This window comes from Flavobacterium sp. RSSA_27, from assembly GCF_051547125.1.
In the GTDB taxonomy this organism is placed as follows: domain Bacteria; phylum Bacteroidota; class Bacteroidia; order Flavobacteriales; family Flavobacteriaceae; genus Flavobacterium.
In genome coordinates this window covers 120,860-139,434 of sequence record NZ_JBPTTN010000001.1, presented here as the reverse complement: position 1 = coordinate 139,434, position 18,575 = coordinate 120,860, and the positions used below count along the sequence as shown (strand labels likewise).

Here is an 18,575-nt window from a genome sequence, read left to right as displayed (position 1 = left end):
ACGATTATACCACTTTTACTATTTCAGCAAATGTACTTTTTTTATCAATAATTCCGAGTTCCAACAATTGATTTTGGACATTGTTTAACACATTTTCACTTAATAGATTTTGTGACCATTCGGTTAAATCCAACCATTTTTCGAGGTCTTCTTCTTTTTGATGATAGCGTTCTGCTAGTTTTTTTGTTGTATTGTTTAAATCTTTGAATATTAATGTTTTGCAATTGATTATATCAAGTATTTTAGAAATTAATTCAGGGTGTTGGTCTAGAATTTCATCTCGAACGGCAATAACAAAGCATGGCCAAGGTGTAGGACAATCAGCAATTCTTCTGAAAATTCCTTGGTCAACAAGTGGTTGTGTCATGAATCGTTCCCACATAAAATAATCAGCGGTGCCTTCTGTCAAAGCAGTAACAGCTCCGTCAATGGTATTTACAATTTCAAATGATAAGGAATTAACATCCCACTTTTGATTACTAGCATTGACATAAGCCATTAATTGGGAACCAGAACCTATTCTTGAAATGGCAGCTTTCGTACCTTCAAGTTGCTCCAAGTTCTCATATTTAGATTGTGCTGCTACATGAATCCCCCAAATCAAAGGAGTTGCTACATAGACTTGAACTATTTTTGAAGGATTGCCTGCGGTAATATCTTTTACGATACCTTCGGTTAAAATAATAGCAATATCCGTACTTCCATCACGAAGCATTTGACACATTTTACCCGTTCCTTCGGGAACGTCCGTCCATTGCAAATCGATAGCTTCACTTTTAAAATCACCATTCTCTATGGCCAAATGCCAAGGCAAATTAAAATGTTCTGGAACTCCAGCTATTCGTATTGTTGTCATTTATTTATGATTTGGATTCAATAGTTGCCACCATTTCCAATTGATGCCATCTTCAGCCGTATATTCTTCTACAAATTGCATCCCACATTTGCTTAAAATATGATTGGAAGCACCATTTTGAGCGTGGGTGTAAGCATTCATTTCTTGTATTTGCATTTGATTAAAACCATAATCCAACCAGAATTTTGTGGCTTCCGTGGCGTAGCCCTTGTTCCAAAAGCGCTCGTCTAAGCGGTATCCATAATCGTAAAAGTTAGTATTTCCGTTTTCTATTTGATCGTTGATGAACTTAATACCTGTCCAACCGATGAATTGCCCATCTTTTTTTAAAAAAGTAGCAAAGCGGCCAATTTTATTGGTTGTGTATTGTTTTTGAAGCGATTCAATTACTGGATATATTTCTGTAATATCTTGAACGGGTTTGTTCCATAAATATTTGTGAACAATAGGATTAGAATCCATAATAAACATAGCTTCGGCATCGTCAAGCGTAAATGGGCGCAGCATTAATCGGTCGGTTTCGAGAAGTAAATCCATATTTTATTGTAATTATTTTGCTAGTTTATTCAGGGTATATAAAATAAGTTCGTCTACAGCTTTATAAGGATCTTGGCTGAAAGTTCCGTTGGCGCGGTTAGCAATAATGGCATTCATAGACAAACAATGATGACCTAATAATTTACCAAGTCCATAAATGGCGCTGGTTTCCATTTCTAAATTGGTAATGCGATGTCCTTCGAAAGTAAATGAATCCATTTTGGAATTTAATGCTGGATCTTGTATTCCTAATCGCAACACACGTCCTTGTGGTCCATAAAAACCACCAGCAGTTGCTGTAATGCCTTTATGAATTTGCTCACTTTCAATTAATTGTTCTAATTCATTTGAACAGCTAATAAAATATGGCGTTCCTTTTTTGAAATCCCAGTTGGTATGCTCGATAAACGCTTTTTCTAAACGGGTTTCAGCAATAGAATCAATCAAATAGGAGCGAAGCATATTGTCTAATCCAAGTCCGTACTGCGCCATCACAAAATGATCTACTGGAATGTCGGCTTGCAGTGAACCAGAAGTTCCAATTCTGATGATTCGCAATGAGGTTAGAGTGTCTTTTATCTTTCTAGTTTTCAAATCGATATTAACTAAAGCATCGAGTTCGTTGATAACTATGTCAATATTATCAGGGCCAATTCCAGTTGAAATTACACTAATTCGCTTGCCTTTGTAGGTTCCTGTTTGGGTTTTGAATTCTCTTTTTTGAACAGTAAACTCTATAGCATCAAAGTGCTTAGTGATTTTTTCTACACGATCTTGATCACCTACAAACAGAATCGTGCTTGCAATTTGCTCTGGCTTTAAGTTGAGATGATAGACACTACCATCTGGGTTGAGTATTAATTCGGAATCTTTTATCATAACCTATGTTTAAATTGTTTAAGGCTTAATCGTTTAATGTTGTTAAACTGAGCGCTAAAAGCTGCATTCTGAGAACTTTAGTACGTGCTTTTGTGTTTTTTATCTGTTAAACTGAACACTAAAAGCTGCATACTGAACACTTACTATTTACCCTCCAACTCTTTTTGTTTTGAAGCCTTTATCTTTTAAAAGAGCCATAATTTTATCGCGATAATCACCTTGAATGATTATTGCTCCTTCTTTGAAAGTTCCACCCACACTCAATTTTGTTTTGATTTCTTTGGCTAAAATTTTGAAATCCTCATCAGTTCCTTCATAGCCTTCTATAATGGTGGTGGCTTTGCCTTTTCGTTTTTCGTATTTGCAAATCATCGGTTCTTTTTGCACATACAATTCGTGCGCTACTTCCTCAACGGGTTCGTCAGGAAGGGGTTGATGATCTGGAAAAAGATGTTTTAATTGGTCTAGTAAATCCATAAAATTGAACTTTTGAAAAAATCAAATTCCAAATTCCAAGTTGGTAAGCTTAGGAATTTGGAATTACTGATAGTATGTTTATACTTTTATTTTTTGATTAAACCCAAATCTACCAAACGTTCATACAAATAATCGCCTGCAGTGATATCATCAAATAATTTTGGGTGTTGTTCATCGATACAATTTTCCAAGCAATTCAGCTTCATATCGCTGACAGGGTGCATAAAAAATGGGATAGAATAACGAGAGGTTCCCCATAACTCTCTTGGTGGATTCACTACTTGATGAATTGTTGATTTCAAACGATTATTGGTATGACGTGATAACATATCGCCTACATTAATCATTAATTCATCGGGTTGTGCCATAGCATCAATCCATTCTCCATCGTGATTTTGAACTTGCAACCCTTTTCCTTGAGCTCCCATTAATAGCGTAATCAAATTAATGTCACCATGAGCTGCTGCACGAACGGCGCCGTCTTTTGGTTCATCTGTAATGGGTGGATAGTGGATAGGTCTCAAAATACTATTACCATCTTTTACGTATTGGTCAAAATAGAATTCGTCCAAACCAATAAATAAGGCTAATGCTCTTAATACGTAAACTCCAGTTTTTTCGAGCATTTGATAAGCCTCTTTACCTACAGTATTAAAACTTGGTAACTCAGCTACTTCAACATTGGCGGGATATTCGTCAGCGTATTTTGAATCTTCGCTTATATATTGGCCAAAATGCCAAAACTCTTTCAAATCTCCAGCTGAGCGTCCTTTGGCATGTTCTTTTCCAAAAGAAATATAGCCTCTTTGTCCGCCAATACCTGGAATTTCATATTTTTCTTTTACTTCGAGAGGAAGTGTAAAAAAGTTACGAACTTCAGCATACAAGTTCTCTACTAATTCGTCATTCAAAAAATGACCTTTTAATGCTACGAAGCCTATTTCTTCGTAAGCGGTTCCGATTTCATTTACAAATTTTTGTTTACGTTTCGGGTCATCCGAAAGGAAATCACGCAAGTCAACACTAGGAATGTTTTGCATATTATTTGAATTTTGATAATTTAGAAGTTTTTTAAACTTCTAGTTACAAATGTAAAGAATATTTTCAATTCCTTCTTTTTTTAAAATCAATTCAAAATCAAAAAATATAACAAAAATAAGTCAAACTGTTATATTTTTATATCTTTGAAGCATTCATAAAAAATCGAAACCCATGACTTTTGATAGAAAAGAACTTACTAACGAACAATTAATTAGTATTTATAAAAAAATAGTACTTCCTAGATTAATCGAGGAGAAAATGCTTATTCTTATTAGACAAGGTAAAGTGTCTAAGTGGTTTTCTGGTATTGGTCAAGAAGCTATTGCTGTAGGAATAACCGCTGCTTTAGACCAAGATGAGTATATTTTGCCAATGCATAGAAACTTAGGTGTTTTTACTGGAAGAGACATTCCTTTGCATCGATTGTTTTCGCAATGGCAAGGTAAAGCAAATGGTTTTACTAAGGGAAGAGATCGTAGTTTTCACTTCGGTACCCAAGAATATAAAATCATTGGAATGATTTCGCATTTGGGTCCGCAATTAGGAGTGGCAGATGGAATTGCTTTGGCCAATACTTTAAAAAAGAATAATAAAATTACAACCGTTTTTACTGGTGAAGGGGCTACAAGTGAAGGCGACTTTCACGAAGCTTTAAATATTGCGGCTGTTTGGGATTTACCAGTTCTTTTTGTCATTGAAAATAACGGTTATGGACTTTCAACGCCGACAAATGAACAATACCGTTGTGAAAATTTAGCCGATAAAGGAAAAGGTTACGGAATGGAAAGCCATATTGTGGATGGTAATAATATTTTGGAAGTTTTTACTTTGATTAGTGAATTAAAAGCTTCAATGATTGAGCGTCCACGTCCTATTTTACTGGAGTTTAAAACTTTTAGAATGCGAGGTCACGAAGAAGCAAGCGGCACTAAATATGTTCCTCAAGAATTGATGGATTTATGGGCAGTGAAAGATCCTGTTGCAAATTATAAAGACTTTTTACTTCAAAATGGCATACTTACTGAAGCAGAAGATGCTGAAATTAAAGCAAAAATAAAACAGGAAATCGATACCAATTGGGCCTTGGCTAATGCCGAACCGGAAATTGAAGCTAGTTTCGACGAAGAGTTAAATGATGTTTATCAACCCTACGTTGCTGAAATTGTTGAACCTTCAGGAGCTACTGAAAATATTCGTTTTATAGATGCCATTAGTCAAGGATTAAGACAATCTATGCAGCGCTATGACAACTCTGTTATTATGGGTCAGGATATTGCTGAATATGGTGGTGCATTTAAAATAACTGATGGTTTTGTGGCTGAATTTGGGAAAGAACGCGTTCGAAATACACCTATTTGCGAAAGCGCCGTAGTTTCTGCCGCTATGGGATTGTCTATTAATGGTTACAAAGCCATCATGGAAATGCAATTTGCAGATTTTGTTTCTACAGGTTTTAATCCAATAGTGAATCTTTTGGCTAAATCGCATTATCGTTGGTTAGAAAAAGCCGATGTTGTGGTCCGAATGCCTTGCGGTGGAGGAACTCAAGCGGGACCTTTTCATTCTCAAACCAATGAAGCTTGGTTTACCAAAACACCAGGTTTGAAAGTAGTGTATCCTGCTTTTCCTTATGATGCCAAAGGATTATTGAATGAATCCATTAATGATCCAAATCCGGTTTTATTTTTCGAACATAAATTATTATACCGTTCTGTTTATCAAGAGGTTCCAACAGAGTATTACACGCTTCCTTTAGGTAAAGCAGCTCTTTTGAAAGAAGGGGAACAAATCACCATTATTGCTTTTGGAGCTACTGTTCATTGGGCATTAGAAACCTTGGATAAAAATCCACAGCTTAGTGCAGATGTGATTGATTTAAGAACCTTGCAGCCGTTGGATACCGAAACTATTTTTGCTTCTGTAAAGAAAACAGGAAAGGCCATTATTGTGCAAGAAGACAGTCTTTTTGGTGGAATTGCCAGTGATTTGTCAGCATTGATTATGGAAAATTGTTTTGAGTATTTGGATGCGCCAGTAAAACGCGTGGCTAGTTTGGATTCGCCAATCCCTTTTACAAAAGCACTTGAAGATCAATATTTACCCAAAGGCAGATTCGAAAAAGAATTGCTGGATTTAATGGCTTATTAATTTATTTTTGTAACCCAAAAATAAATACTCAATGAAACCACTAAAAGAGAAACTTCTAATTCAAGATGCTACAATTCATAAAGTGCAGTTCGATACTGAGTGGTTTTTCAATTTGGAGGATATGGCTTTTTACCTAAAAGAAGATCTTTCAGAGGTGGAATGGATTTATTTGCCAATGATGATAGAAGGAGAACAAGAAATAGTAAAATGCTGCACGTTTGAGGACATTCTTAGAGGTAGAAAAGAACGATAATAAAAAAGGAGATTTTAAAAATCTCCTTTTTTATTATCTATTATTTAATTTAGCTTTTTCTTTTATAATATCGCTAATTTTTCGGTTTTCGATTTTGCTTTCTAGCCAAGAGATAATATCTAGATAAAGGAAGGCTCTTTTTTCATAGGTGTTTTGCTCTAAAATCTCAAAGCGTTCCTTCATTTTTACAAACTCTTTTTTGATATCGCTTGGAAAAATATTGTTCAAGTTTTTCATAAAACGAATGATTTCTTTCTGTACTTCGTGTAATTCATTCATTTTGATTAAAAACTTATACGTGTTTTTGATTTGGTTTTCCATATGAAAATCTTTACCAGATTCATAATGAGCAATTAAACATAAAAGCCTTGAAAAACACATTAAATCCTCACGCATCGATAAGTTTTTGTTGTTGATGATTTTCTCAAGATAATGAATGCATTCTGCATATTTTTCATTTCCAAAATAAATAGAGGCTATTTTGTAATAAAATAACATTTCATGGTGCTCATCTAAATGATCATTATGGATTTTTAGTTTGCTTAAAATTTCGGGAATTAAATATTCACTTTCTATAAATGTACCTTCTAAAATATGATAATTAAGTTTGTTATTATAGACATAAAGAAATGTCAAACAAGATAAATTATCATTGGAAGGAAATTTATCATCTTTTGTAGTTTCCTCTAGCAAAGTCAAGTATTTTTTAAACTTAGACTTGTATTTAAGCATATACAAAGATTCTAATAAATAATGATTTCCTTTTAAGAAAAATACCGGGTTAAGGTGAATCATACTCGGATTGTCATAAAAAAGAGTCACCCATTTAAAGGCATATTTGTAACTCCCAAGAAAATCTTGAACTAAGAAACTTCTCCATAGATTAGCATTGTAAAACCAATATTTCTCTCTAAAACCAAATTTTTTTTGATCAATTTTCGAAATGTGCCTAGTAAAATAATCATCTATATAACGGTATTCATCATCGCTTTTTACATAACCTGACTTAAGCATAATACCATACAATTGTAGGGAAAGATTCGAAAGTTTACTAGAAATAGTATTACGGTAATTTAGTTCTTTGGCTTGGACTACTAATTCGTCTGCTCGGCCTTGAATACTACGCGTGATGTATTGTGACTCGATTAACTTTTCAAACTCAACAATTTCAAAGGCCATATTCTTTTCGTCATTTTCTAGTGCCAAAGCCTTAGTTTTATCCAAGATTTTCAAACTCTGTTTATATAAACCTTTGTTGTATAAAATGGTAGCAAAATCAATTTGTTCCCGCAATTGATAGCGAATGTTTTGACTTGGAATATTTAAACGAATGCTAACTAATATTTGTTTGTATAAATACGATTTTAAATTCGATAATTGTACTTTCTTAATCAATCCGTTTTTCAAAATCATTTTTTCATCATAGACTTCTGATTTATCCAAAATATTAAAGAGTTCAATAAATTTAGTATTTGTGCTAGTTTCTAATCGACTGGCAAAAATCTTAAATTGACGTTTTTCAGATTTGGAGAGAGACTTAATTAATACAAATAAAAAATCTTTTTGATGGTTAGCCATTGTAAATAAATGTGTCTTAAATAATTGAAAAACAATACATTACATACAATTAATTAGTTTTATAAAGAGTATATTTGAATATATTTGTTTTTGTGCTTGTGTGATGAAATCTATTTTTGTTAAGAGATGTGAAATTACATTAAATAAATCAAAATGAATAGAGAGAAAGTTCAAATTTTTGACACCACACTGAGAGATGGAGAGCAAGTTCCTGGATGCAAGCTAGATACCAAACAAAAGCTAGTGATTGCAAATCGTTTAGACGAAATGGGGGTTGATATCATAGAAGCTGGGTTTCCGGTTTCTAGTCCAGGTGATTTTTTATCTGTTTCTGAAATTAGCAAAATTGTAAAAAATGCAACGGTTTGTGGATTAACCAGAGCTGTAAAAAACGATATAGATGTTGCCGCCAATGCTTTGAAAAATGCCAAAAAGCCTAGAATCCATACAGGAATTGGCACATCAGATTCGCACGTAATACACAAATTGAATACCACAAGAGAAGATGTTATCGAAAGGGCCAAAGCGGCCGTTGCTTACGCAAAATCATATGTGGAAGATGTAGAGTTTTACGCAGAAGATGCTGGTCGTACCGACAATGATTTTTTAGCCCGAGTCTGTGAAGAAGCAATAAAATCGGGTGCCACTGTTTTGAATATTCCTGATACTACAGGTTATTGTTTGCCAGAGGAATACGGTGCCAAAATAAAATACTTGAAAGAAAATGTAAAAGGTATTGAAAATGTAATTCTTTCTTGTCATTGTCATAACGATTTAGGAATGGCAACTGCCAATTCGATTTCTGGAGCTATAAACGGAGCTCGACAAATAGAATGTACTATCAACGGTATAGGAGAACGCGCTGGAAATACAGCACTTGAAGAAGTGGTAATGATTTTCAAACAACACCCTTATTTAAACTTAGATACCAATATCAATACTCGACAACTGAATGAAATGAGTCGATTGGTTTCTGAAAGTATGGGAATGATTGTACAACCCAATAAAGCAATAGTGGGTGCCAATGCTTTTGCTCATAGTTCAGGAATTCACCAAGATGGAGTGATTAAAAACAGAGCAACTTATGAAATTATGGATCCTTTAGATGTTGGCGTCAACGAATCATCCATTATTTTGACAGCAAGAAGTGGTCGTGCAGCTTTGGCTTACAGAGCAAAAAAAGTAGGATATGAACTGACCAAAGTACAATTGGATTTTGTTTACTTAGAATTTTTAAAGTTTGCTGACATCAAAAAAGAAGTGGTTGATACTGACATTCATCAAATTATTGCTGCTTGCAAAATAGAAAGCGAGTTGGCCCGAAACTAAACCAATACTATTAATACCAAAAATTATGAATTTAAAAATAGCAATACTTTCAGGAGATGGAATCGGTCCCGAGGTGACCCTACAAGCTAAAAAAGCTTTGACTGCTATTGGAGTGATGTTCAATCACGATTTTGTTTTTGAGGATGCTTATATAGGAGCCATTGCCATAGAAAAAACAGGAAAACCACTTCCTGATCAAACCTTAAACTTATGTAAAAACACAGATTGCATTTTGTTTGGAGCCATAGGTGATCCAATGTATGACAACAATCCAACCGCAAAAATTCGACCAGAACAAGGCCTCTTAAAACTCAGAAAAGAATTGGGGTTGTATGCTAATATTCGCCCAATAAAAGCATATCCTCATTTAATGAGTGCTTCCCCCATAAAAAAAGAAGTTTTGGATGGAACTGATTTTGTAGTCTATAGAGAACTCAATGGAGGTATGTATTTTGGTAAAAAAACAACCAATGAAACTGAAACGTATGCTTCAGATTTGTGTGAATACAATGAATCCGAAATTGCCAAAATCACGCATTTGGCTTTCAAAGCTGCTCAAGCTAGACGCAAAAAAGTCACATTAGTAGACAAAGCCAATGTTTTAGAAACTTCACGTCTTTGGAGAAGAGTAGTAACAGAAATTGCAACAGATTATCCTGAAGTAGAATTAAATTTCTTGTATGTAGACAATGCAGCCATGCAAATCATTTTGAATCCAAGACAGTTTGATGTGTTGTTAACCGATAATTTGTTTGGTGATATTCTTTCGGATGAAGCAAGTGTTATCTCAGGATCAATTGGCTTAATGGCATCGGCTTCTATAGGTGACGAACATGCCTTATTCGAACCAATTCACGGTTGTTATTCTGAAGCCAAAGATAAAAATATTGCCAATCCAATCGCTTCGATTTTATCTGTAGCTATGTTATTAGAGCATTTTAATTTATTTGAGGAAGCCAACAAAGTAATTGCTGCAGTTGAAACTGCCATAAGCAATCAAGTCGTCACGGTAGATTTAAAGGTAGATTCTCGATTTGGAACAAATGAAGTCGGGGATTTTATTGCTAATCACATTATGGATGCAGAAGATTTGTACTTCAAAAAAGATTTTGTACAAATTGGTCGATCAACTATAGTGTAGTTTTTTAGACAAAACATTAAAAATAGAGGATTCATTGTTTTTTTGTCCAAACTTTTAGTAGCTTTGAACTTTACTACAAAAAACAATGCAAAAACTTAACAATACTATTACCTCTATTATTAATGTCATCGTAATTATTACGCAGGCAAGAGGAATGGTATAATAATATGTAATCAACATATATAGAAAAACCTTCCAGATTCTTGGAAGGTTTTTTTTTACACAAATTTTTAAAAAAATAGATATACATAAAATGGAATTAAATAAATACAGTAAAACAATTACGCAAGATGAAACACAACCAGCAGCACAAGCAATGTTGTACGGAATTGGATTAACTGAAGAAGATTTAAAAAAGGCACAAGTAGGAATTGTAAGCATGGGATACGAGGGAAATACTTGTAACATGCACTTAAACGATTTGGCAAAACAAGTCAAACAAGGCGTTTGGGATGCCGATTTAGTTGGCTTGATTTTTAATACGATTGGGGTTAGTGACGGAATCTCTAACGGTACTGACGGAATGCGTTATTCATTGGTTTCAAGAGATGTGATTGCTGATTCTATTGAAACTGTTATGGGAGCGCAATGGTATGATTCTATGATTGCCATACCGGGATGTGATAAAAATATGCCAGGAGCTTTAATCGCGATGGGAAGAGTAAATAGACCCGCCATTATGGTTTATGGTGGATCAATTCATTCAGGAGAATGGAAAGGTGAGAAACTTAATATTGTTTCTGCTTTTGAAGCTTTGGGTAAAAAATTGCAAAAAACAATTTCTGAAGAAGATTTCAAAGGGGTAATTCAAAATTCTTGTCCTGGTCCAGGTGCTTGTGGAGGAATGTATACTGCCAATACTATGGCTTCAGCAATTGAAGCTTTGGGAATGAGTTTACCATACAGTTCATCTAATCCAGCATTAAGTGAACAAAAAAGAAATGAATGTTTGGATGCTGGTAAATACATCCGATTGTTGCTCGAAAAAGACATCAAACCAAGAGATATTATGACTCGAAAAGCGTTTGAAAATGCAATTACGATTGTAGCCGTTCTTGGAGGTTCTACCAATGCCGTTATGCATTTAATTGCGATGGCACATGCTGTTGATATTGAAATCACTTTAAAAGATTTTCAAAATATTAGTGACAGAACACCCATGCTAGGTGATTTGAAACCAAGTGGTAAATACATGATGGAGAATCTTCATTATGCAGGAGGAGTTCCAGCAGTATTGAAATATTTATTGAAAAACGGTTTGATTCACGGAGATTGTATGACAGTAACTGGTAAAACAGTAGCTGAAAATTTGGCCAATATTCCAGATTTAAATGATGGTCAGGACGTTATTCACGAAATACAAAAGGCATTAAAACCTACAGGAAATATTCAAATTTTATACGGAAATCTTGCTGAAGAAGGTTGTGTTGCCAAAATAAGTGGTAAAGAAGGTGAATATTTTGAAGGCACAGCCGTAGTTTTTGAAAGTGAATTCGAGGTTATTCCCGGTATAGAAGCTGGAAAAGTAAAACCAGGTAACGTAGTAGTAATTAGATACTGTGGTCCAAAAGGAGGGCCTGGTATGCCTGAAATGTTGAAACCAACTTCTGCCATAATGGGAGCTGGCTTAGGGAATTCGGTAGCTTTAATTACTGATGGTAGATTCTCAGGAGGTTCTCATGGTTTTGTAGTAGGTCACATCACTCCAGAAGCTTATGAAGGTGGTGGAATTGCTCTAATCGAAGAAGGAGACGTAATTAGTATTGACGCCGTCAAGAATACGATTAATCTTAAAATTTCTGATGAAGAGTTTGCAAGACGTAAAGCCAATTGGGTACAACCACCACTAAAAGTTACAAAAGGGGTGTTACTTAAATACGCTAGATCGGTCTCTAGTGCTTCAACAGGATGCGTAACCGATAAATAACTAGATGACATAAAAATGAAAGCAATTTCATTTCAAAATAAGAATACCAATGGTAACAAATAAAATCACAGGCGCTGAAGCAATCATAAGATGCCTATTAGAAGAAGGTGTAGACATCGTTTATGGATATCCAGGCGGAGCCATAATGCCTGTATACGATGAATTATATAAATTTCAAGATCAGTTGCATCATGTTTTAGTGCGACACGAACAAGGAGCAACGCATGCTGCACAAGGATATGCTAGAGCTACAGGAAAAGTTGGAGTAGCCATCGCTACTTCAGGACCTGGAGCAACTAATTTAGTCACTGGAATTGCCGATGCGCAAATCGATTCAACTCCAATGGTTTGTATTACAGGACAGGTTGGGAAACATTTATTGGGTTCTGATGCTTTCCAAGAAACAGATATTATAGGAATTTCAACTCCTGTAACCAAATGGAATTATCAAGTTACAGAAGCTTCAGAAATTCCTGAAATCATCGCAAAAGCTTTTTATATTGCTCGTTCAGGACGTCCAGGGCCTGTTTTAGTGGATATTACTAAAAATGCTCAGTTTGACGAACTTGATTTTAGTTATACTAAATGCAAAGGAGTTCGCAGTTACTTCCCAAAGCCTGTTTTGGATCACCAAAAAGTTACTGAAGCAGCTGCATTGATTAATGCTGCGAAAAAACCTTATATCGTTTTTGGTCAGGGTGTGATTTTGGGGCAAGCCGAGGAATTATTAAAAGCGGTAATTGAAAAAGCAGGAATACCAGCAGCTTGGACAATCTTAGGTCTTTCTGCTTTACCATCAGATCATCCATTAAACGTCGGTATGTTGGGAATGCACGGTAATTATGGACCAAATATTTTAACCAATGAATGCGATGTATTGATTGCCATTGGTATGCGTTTCGATGATCGTGTAACAGGTAATTTAGCCACTTACGCCAAACAAGCCAAAGTAATTCACTTTGAAATAGACCCTGCAGAAGTAGATAAAAATGTAAAAACGGATGTGGCTGTTTTGGGTGATGTAAAAGAATCATTGGCAGCTCTTTTACCTTTGGTAGAAGCTAAATCACACGAAGCTTGGCATAACGAATTCAAGGAAAAATATAAAATTGAACTGGAAAGTGTTATCAATGACGAATTAAATCCAAAGGGAGAAGGAATCTCGATGGGAGAAACTATCGAAATGATAAACAAACATTCCAATGGTGATGCTATTATGGTTTCAGATGTTGGGCAACACCAAATGTTTACTTGTCGCTATTCTAAATTCAATCAATCAAAAAGTAACATTACCTCTGGAGGATTGGGAACTATGGGATTTGCTTTGCCTGCAGCTATCGGTGCCAAAATGGGACAACCAGATCGCGAAGTAGTAGCAATCATAGGTGATGGTGGATTTCAAATGACAATTCAAGAATTAGGAACTATTTTTCAAACTAGGGTTCCAGTAAAAATTGTGGTGTTAAACAATGAATTTTTAGGAATGGTAAGACAATGGCAGCAGTTGTTTTTTGACAAACGCTATGCGTCTACCGAGATGATTAACCCCAATTTTATTGCAATTGCCGAAGGCTATTATATCAAAGCCAAAAAGGTCACCAAAAGGGAGGATTTAGATGCTGCTGTTGCTGAAATGTTAGCTTCAAAAGAAGCCTATTTCTTAGAAGTAATGGTAGAAAAAGAAAACAATGTATTTCCAATGATTCCAACAGGAGCCTCAGTTGCTGATATCAGATTAAGTTAAAAGTTATGGAAAATAAAACATTCACGATTTCTGTATATTCAGAAAACAACGTAGGCTTATTGAATAGGATTTCAGGCATATTTCTGAAACGACATATAAATATTTTGAGTTTAAATGTATCCGAATCAGAGATAGAAAATGTTTCTCGATTTGTAATTGTAGTAAATACAACCGAAAAATGGGTACAAAATATCGTAGGTCAGATTGAAAAACAGATTGAAGTTATTAAGGCTTATTATCACATCGACGAAGAAACCATTTTCTTGGAAAGTGCCATTTTTAAAATCGAATCCAGTCTGCTTTTTGATGAGCGTCAAATTCAAAATATAATTAAAGAAAGTAATTCACAAATAGTAACCGTTTCGAGAGACTTTTTTGTGATTTCAAAATCAGGAAAGCGCTCTGAAATAGAGGAGTTGTATGCAAAGTTAAAGCCTTTCGGAATCATGCAATTTGTGCGATCAGGACGTATTTCAGTTTCAAAAACGAAAATGGAAATTTCGGCAATATTAGAGAATTTATAAAGCAATAGCTTTCGAAATTACCATAACTAGAATTTCAAAACAAAACCAAATAAAACTATTAATTATAAAATTTTACATTCATTAAATATTAAAAAAATGGCAAATTATTTCAATTCATTACCACTTAGATTACAATTAGAACAATTAGGCGTTTGCGAATTCATGAATCAATCAGAATTTTCAAATGGAATAACAGCTTTGGCAGGTAAAAAAATAGTCATTGTAGGTTGTGGAGCTCAAGGTTTAAATCAAGGTCTAAACATGAGAGATTCAGGTTTAGATATTTCTTACGCTTTGCGTTCAGAAGCAATTGCTCAAAAAAGGGCTTCTTTTATGAATGCTGTTGATAATGGTTTTAAAGTGGGAACTTATGAAGAATTGATTCCAAGTGCAGATTTAGTTTGTAATTTAACACCTGATAAACAACATACTGCTGTAGTAAGTGCGATCATGCCTTTGATGAAAGAAGGGGCTACTTTAGCCTATTCTCATGGGTTTAACATTGTTGAAGAAGGAATGCAAATTCGTAAAGATATTACTGTAATTATGTGTGCTCCAAAATGCCCAGGATCAGAGGTACGTGAAGAATACAAAAGAGGTTTTGGAGTTCCTACATTAATTGCAGTGCACCCTGAAAACGATCCAAATGGAAAAGGGTTGGAGCAAGCCAAAGCATATGCAGTGGCTACAGGTGGACACAGAGCTGGTGTATTGAAATCTTCTTTCGTTGCAGAAGTAAAATCAGATTTGATGGGAGAGCAAACCATTTTGTGTGGAATGCTACAAACAGGTTCTATTTTGTGTTTTGACAAAATGGTTGAAAAAGGAATTGAACCAAGTTATGCTTCAAAATTGATTCAATACGGTTGGGAGACCATTACTGAAGCTTTAAAACATGGTGGAATCACCAACATGATGGATCGTTTGAACAATCCTTCTAAAATTGAAGCTTACGAATTGGCTGATGAACTAAAAGATATCATGCGTCCATTGTTTCAAAAGCATATGGATGATATTATTTCTGGTGAATTCTCTAAAAACATGATGATTGATTGGGCAAATGATGACATCAATTTATTATCATGGAGAGCCGCTACAGCCGAAACTAATTTTGAAAAAACTGCACCTACAGAGGCTCCTATATCTGAACAAGAGTATTTTGACAATGGTGTTTTGATGATTGCAATGGTAAAAGCAGGTGTAGAGTTGGCTTTCGAAACCATGACAGAATCTGGAATTATCGAAGAATCAGCTTATTATGAGTCCTTACATGAATTGCCTTTGATTGCAAATACCGTTGCTAGAAAAAAATTATATGAAATGAACCGAATTATTTCGGATACGGCTGAGTATGGTTGTTATTTGTTTGATCACGCTTGTAAACCTTTGTTAGTTGATTTCATGAAAGCGATTGATACAAATGTAATTGGTAAACCATTTTCAATTTCGAATGAAGTAGATAATGCAGTATTAATTGCAGTTAATAATAGCATTCGTCAACATCCAATTGAAGAAGTAGGAGCTTGGTTGCGTGAATCGATGACTGCTATGAAAAAAATAGGTTAAGGATTGGAATTACCACACAGGGAGCGTGTGCTGAATAACTATCTTATCGCTACTCTAATGGTTTTATTTTGAATTAGTTATTAAATTATTAAGTTGGGCTATACGATTTGATACGCTCAGATTCACTTAACTTCATGGAAGGAGTTAAGTGAAGGTAATCCAAAATTAAATCTAATGCAATAGATCCACTAACTCCACCAAAAATAATATGACGGTGTGGTATCTCAATAACAGAAAATTTCTGTTTTTTTGGTTAAAAGTTACTACCTAACTAAATTGTGTGATTTATTTATAAAGGGCAAACTCATATAAGTTTGCCTTTTTATTTTAATAAAAACTTAAAATTTGGAATTATTGTTACTCAAAGGGATTCAGCTAATTTTGATTTAGTATATTTGGTTTTGCTAAACTAAAATAGTGCATTTGACGGTGCAAATAGACCTAATTATTCCATAAAAAAACAAGAGCTTTAGCACTTATTGTAAGTTGGAAGTAAGTTTTTTTTCTATATAAAGAGTCAAACAGCACTATATATCTAGAAAAAATTAAGAAATGAGTTATTTTAAAATCGAAAATTTAGAACAGTATTTTAAACATTATAACAAATCGGTTCGTGAGCCAAGAAAATTTTGGGGAAAAATTGCTGAAGAAAATTTCACTTGGTTTCAATCTTGGGATAAAGTAGTTGAATTTAATATGGTTACCGCTGAAGTAAAATGGTTTACCGAAGCAAAATTGAATATCACCAAAAACTGTATTGATCGACATTTAGCCAAACGAGGCGAAAAAAACGCTATCATTTTTGAACCAAACAATCCTGAAGAAGCTGCACAACGAATTACCTATAACGAATTACATCAAAGAGTTTGTAAATTGGCAAATGTCTTGAAAGAAGAAGGAATCAAAAAAGGAGATCGAGTTTGTATTTACCTGCCAATGATTCCAGAATTAGCCATTTCGGTTTTAGCCTGTGCCAGAATTGGGGCAATTCACTCTGTTGTTTTTGCAGGATTTTCATCATCAGCAGTAGCATCCCGAATCAATGATAGTGATTGCAAAATGGTCATCACTTCTGATGGTGCTTATCAAGGCGATAAAATAATTGATTTGAAAGGAATTATTGATGAAGCATTAGAAACTTGCCATTCGGTGAAATCTGTTTTGGTTGCTAAACGTACAGAGACAACAATCACAATGAAACCAGGTAGAGATCGATGGTTGCAACCTCTTTTAGATCAAGCATCAGAGATCAACAATGCAGAAATAATGGATGCTGAAGACCCTTTATTTATTCTTTATACTTCGGGTTCTACAGGAAAACCAAAGGGGATGGTACATACAACTGCTGGTTATATGGTGTACACTTCCTATACATTCAAAAATGTTTTTAATCACGAAGAAAATGATATTTTTTGGTGTACAGCTGATATTGGTTGGATTACCGGGCATTCGTATTCACTTTACGGTCCATTGTTAAATGGTGGTACTACGGTTATTTTTGAAGGAATACCTACTTATCCAGATTTTAGTCGTTTTTGGGAAATTATCGAAAAACATAAAATCACTCAATTCTATACCGCTCCAACCGCTATACGTTCTCTAGCCAAAGAAAATTTGGAGTTTGTTCAACGTTTCCATTTAAAATCTTTAAAAGTAATCGGATCTGTTGGCGAACCTATTAATGAAGAAGCTTGGCATTGGTATAACGACCATGTAGGCAACAAACGTTGTCCAATTGTGGATACTTGGTGGCAAACAGAAACTGGTGGAATCATGATTGCTCCTATTTCTTTTGTGACACCAACAAAACCTACTTATGCTACTTTGCCTTTACCTGGAGTTCAACCGGTTTTAATGGATGAAAAAGGCATTGAAATTGAAGGCAATCAAGTGGTTGGGAATTTGTGTATCAAATTTCCATGGCCGGGCATTGCTAGATCGATTTGGGGAGATCATCAACGTTATATTGAAACGTATTTTTCAACTTTCCCTGGCAAATTCTTTACGGGTGATGGTGCTTTACGTGATGAAGTAGGCTATTACAGAATAACCGGACATGTAGATGATATGGTGCTAGTTTCGGGTCATAATTTAAGTACAGCACCAATTGAAGATGCCATCAACGAGCATCCAGCAGTTGCCGAATCAGCTATTGTGGGATTCTCACACAATATCAAAGGGAATGCCTTATACGGTTTCGTAATTCTAAAAGAATCAGGGGAATCAAGAGATAGAGAAAATGTGATTAAAGAAATCAACCAAATCATAACCGATCATATTGGATTAATTGGGATATTAGACAAAATTCAGTTTGTAACAGGCTTACCAAAAACACGTTCTGGAAAAATTATGCGCCGTATTTTACGGAAGATTGCAGAAGGTGATACCACAAATTTTGGAGATACCGCAACTTTGGTAAATCCTGAAATTTTGGATGAAATCATTAACAATAGATTGTAATTACTACAGTAAATAATTAATGCTAACTGCTTTATTTAAAACATAAAGCAGTTTTTTAATATATAAAAGTTTACAAGCTATTGCATTCCAAAACATTTCATTAAATTTACCTTTA

At 34.7% G+C, this 18,575-nt stretch carries 15 protein-coding genes; 9 read left to right on the top strand and 6 right to left on the bottom strand.

Annotation, left to right across the window (positions count from 1 at the left end):
* Nucleotides 1-4: 4 nt before the first annotated feature.
* The 5 genes from ACSVH5_RS00590 to ACSVH5_RS00570 all read right to left on the bottom strand — a co-directional run bounded on the left by ACSVH5_RS00590 (nt 5) and on the right by ACSVH5_RS00570 (nt 3,789).
* Nucleotides 5-856, bottom strand: a complete 852-nt coding sequence (locus tag ACSVH5_RS00590; RefSeq protein WP_438059526.1) for a substrate-binding domain-containing protein — start codon at nt 854-856, stop codon at nt 5-7.
* Nucleotides 857-1,393 (bottom strand): GNAT family N-acetyltransferase, encoded by a 537-nt coding sequence (locus tag ACSVH5_RS00585; RefSeq protein WP_438059525.1) that lies wholly within the window; start codon nt 1,391-1,393, stop codon nt 857-859.
* A gap of 12 nt (nt 1,394-1,405) precedes the next feature.
* Nucleotides 1,406-2,272, bottom strand: coding sequence for a nucleoside phosphorylase (locus ACSVH5_RS00580; protein WP_438059524.1), 867 nt, complete (start codon nt 2,270-2,272; stop codon nt 1,406-1,408).
* Nucleotides 2,273-2,419: 147 nt separating this feature from the next.
* Nucleotides 2,420-2,749: a translation initiation factor gene (locus ACSVH5_RS00575; protein ID WP_438059523.1), complete on the bottom strand. Its 330-nt coding sequence runs from the start codon at nt 2,747-2,749 to the stop codon at nt 2,420-2,422.
* An 86-nt stretch (nt 2,750-2,835) separates the two neighbouring features.
* Nucleotides 2,836-3,789 (bottom strand): isopenicillin N synthase family dioxygenase, encoded by a 954-nt coding sequence (locus ACSVH5_RS00570; protein WP_438059522.1) that lies wholly within the window; start codon nt 3,787-3,789, stop codon nt 2,836-2,838.
* Between the two features lie 172 nt (nt 3,790-3,961).
* Between ACSVH5_RS00570 and ACSVH5_RS00565 the strand changes: the two genes are divergently transcribed.
* Together ACSVH5_RS00565 and ACSVH5_RS00560 are read left to right on the top strand one after the other, a co-directional pair.
* Nucleotides 3,962-5,938: an alpha-ketoacid dehydrogenase subunit alpha/beta gene (locus tag ACSVH5_RS00565; RefSeq protein WP_438059521.1), complete on the top strand. Its 1,977-nt coding sequence runs from the start codon at nt 3,962-3,964 to the stop codon at nt 5,936-5,938.
* Between the two features lie 31 nt (nt 5,939-5,969).
* Nucleotides 5,970-6,191 (top strand): hypothetical protein, encoded by a 222-nt coding sequence (locus tag ACSVH5_RS00560; RefSeq protein WP_438059520.1) that lies wholly within the window; start codon nt 5,970-5,972, stop codon nt 6,189-6,191.
* Nucleotides 6,192-6,224: 33 nt separating this feature from the next.
* On the opposite strand, the gene ACSVH5_RS00555 is transcribed toward ACSVH5_RS00560, so the two are convergent.
* Entirely contained in the window at nt 6,225-7,769 is a 1,545-nt protein-coding gene (locus ACSVH5_RS00555; RefSeq protein WP_438059519.1) for a hypothetical protein, read from the bottom strand.
* 153 nt (nt 7,770-7,922) lie between these two features.
* Here ACSVH5_RS00555 and ACSVH5_RS00550 point away from each other — a divergent pair, with 153 nt between their 5' ends.
* The 7 genes from ACSVH5_RS00550 (at nt 7,923) to acs (ending at nt 18,460) form a co-directional block, all read left to right on the top strand.
* Nucleotides 7,923-9,098: a 2-isopropylmalate synthase gene (locus ACSVH5_RS00550; RefSeq protein ID WP_438059518.1), complete on the top strand. Its 1,176-nt coding sequence runs from the start codon at nt 7,923-7,925 to the stop codon at nt 9,096-9,098.
* 25 nt (nt 9,099-9,123) lie between these two features.
* On the top strand, nt 9,124-10,239 hold the full coding sequence (gene leuB, locus ACSVH5_RS00545; RefSeq protein ID WP_438059517.1) for a 3-isopropylmalate dehydrogenase: 1,116 nt from the start codon (nt 9,124-9,126) through the stop codon (nt 10,237-10,239).
* Nucleotides 10,240-10,492: 253 nt separating this feature from the next.
* The gene (gene ilvD, locus ACSVH5_RS00540; RefSeq protein ID WP_438059516.1) at nt 10,493-12,166 is read left to right on the top strand and encodes a dihydroxy-acid dehydratase; all 1,674 of its coding nucleotides are present in this window, start codon (nt 10,493-10,495) and stop codon (nt 12,164-12,166) included.
* Between the two features lie 49 nt (nt 12,167-12,215).
* Nucleotides 12,216-13,910, top strand: coding sequence for a biosynthetic-type acetolactate synthase large subunit (gene ilvB, locus ACSVH5_RS00535; RefSeq protein WP_438059515.1), 1,695 nt, complete (start codon nt 12,216-12,218; stop codon nt 13,908-13,910).
* Nucleotides 13,911-13,915: 5 nt separating this feature from the next.
* Complete coding sequence (ilvN, locus tag ACSVH5_RS00530) at nt 13,916-14,434, top strand: acetolactate synthase small subunit (RefSeq protein ID WP_438059514.1); 519 nt, start codon at nt 13,916-13,918, stop codon at nt 14,432-14,434.
* A 96-nt stretch (nt 14,435-14,530) separates the two neighbouring features.
* The gene (ilvC, locus tag ACSVH5_RS00525) at nt 14,531-16,000 is read left to right on the top strand and encodes a ketol-acid reductoisomerase (protein WP_438059513.1); all 1,470 of its coding nucleotides are present in this window, start codon (nt 14,531-14,533) and stop codon (nt 15,998-16,000) included.
* 552 nt (nt 16,001-16,552) lie between these two features.
* Complete coding sequence (acs, locus tag ACSVH5_RS00520) at nt 16,553-18,460, top strand: acetate--CoA ligase (protein WP_438059512.1); 1,908 nt, start codon at nt 16,553-16,555, stop codon at nt 18,458-18,460.
* Nucleotides 18,461-18,575 lie beyond the last annotated feature (115 nt).

Coding starts and splice junctions, on each gene's coding strand:
- acs (WP_438059512.1), top strand. CDS start 16,553: ATGAGTTATTTTAAAATCGAAAATTTAGAACAGTATTTTAAACATTAT.
- ACSVH5_RS00560 (WP_438059520.1), top strand. CDS start 5,970: ATGAAACCACTAAAAGAGAAACTTCTAATTCAAGATGCTACAATTCAT.
- ACSVH5_RS00590 (WP_438059526.1), bottom strand. CDS start 856: ATGACAACAATACGAATAGCTGGAGTTCCAGAACATTTTAATTTGCCT.
- ACSVH5_RS00585 (WP_438059525.1), bottom strand. CDS start 1,393: ATGGATTTACTTCTCGAAACCGACCGATTAATGCTGCGCCCATTTACG.
- ilvB (WP_438059515.1), top strand. CDS start 12,216: ATGGTAACAAATAAAATCACAGGCGCTGAAGCAATCATAAGATGCCTA.
- ACSVH5_RS00555 (WP_438059519.1), bottom strand. CDS start 7,769: ATGGCTAACCATCAAAAAGATTTTTTATTTGTATTAATTAAGTCTCTC.
- ACSVH5_RS00575 (WP_438059523.1), bottom strand. CDS start 2,749: ATGGATTTACTAGACCAATTAAAACATCTTTTTCCAGATCATCAACCC.
- leuB (WP_438059517.1), top strand. CDS start 9,124: ATGAATTTAAAAATAGCAATACTTTCAGGAGATGGAATCGGTCCCGAG.
- ilvD (WP_438059516.1), top strand. CDS start 10,493: ATGGAATTAAATAAATACAGTAAAACAATTACGCAAGATGAAACACAA.
- ilvC (WP_438059513.1), top strand. CDS start 14,531: ATGGCAAATTATTTCAATTCATTACCACTTAGATTACAATTAGAACAA.
- ilvN (WP_438059514.1), top strand. CDS start 13,916: ATGGAAAATAAAACATTCACGATTTCTGTATATTCAGAAAACAACGTA.
- ACSVH5_RS00580 (WP_438059524.1), bottom strand. CDS start 2,272: ATGATAAAAGATTCCGAATTAATACTCAACCCAGATGGTAGTGTCTAT.
- ACSVH5_RS00550 (WP_438059518.1), top strand. CDS start 7,923: ATGAATAGAGAGAAAGTTCAAATTTTTGACACCACACTGAGAGATGGA.
- ACSVH5_RS00570 (WP_438059522.1), bottom strand. CDS start 3,789: ATGCAAAACATTCCTAGTGTTGACTTGCGTGATTTCCTTTCGGATGAC.
- ACSVH5_RS00565 (WP_438059521.1), top strand. CDS start 3,962: ATGACTTTTGATAGAAAAGAACTTACTAACGAACAATTAATTAGTATT.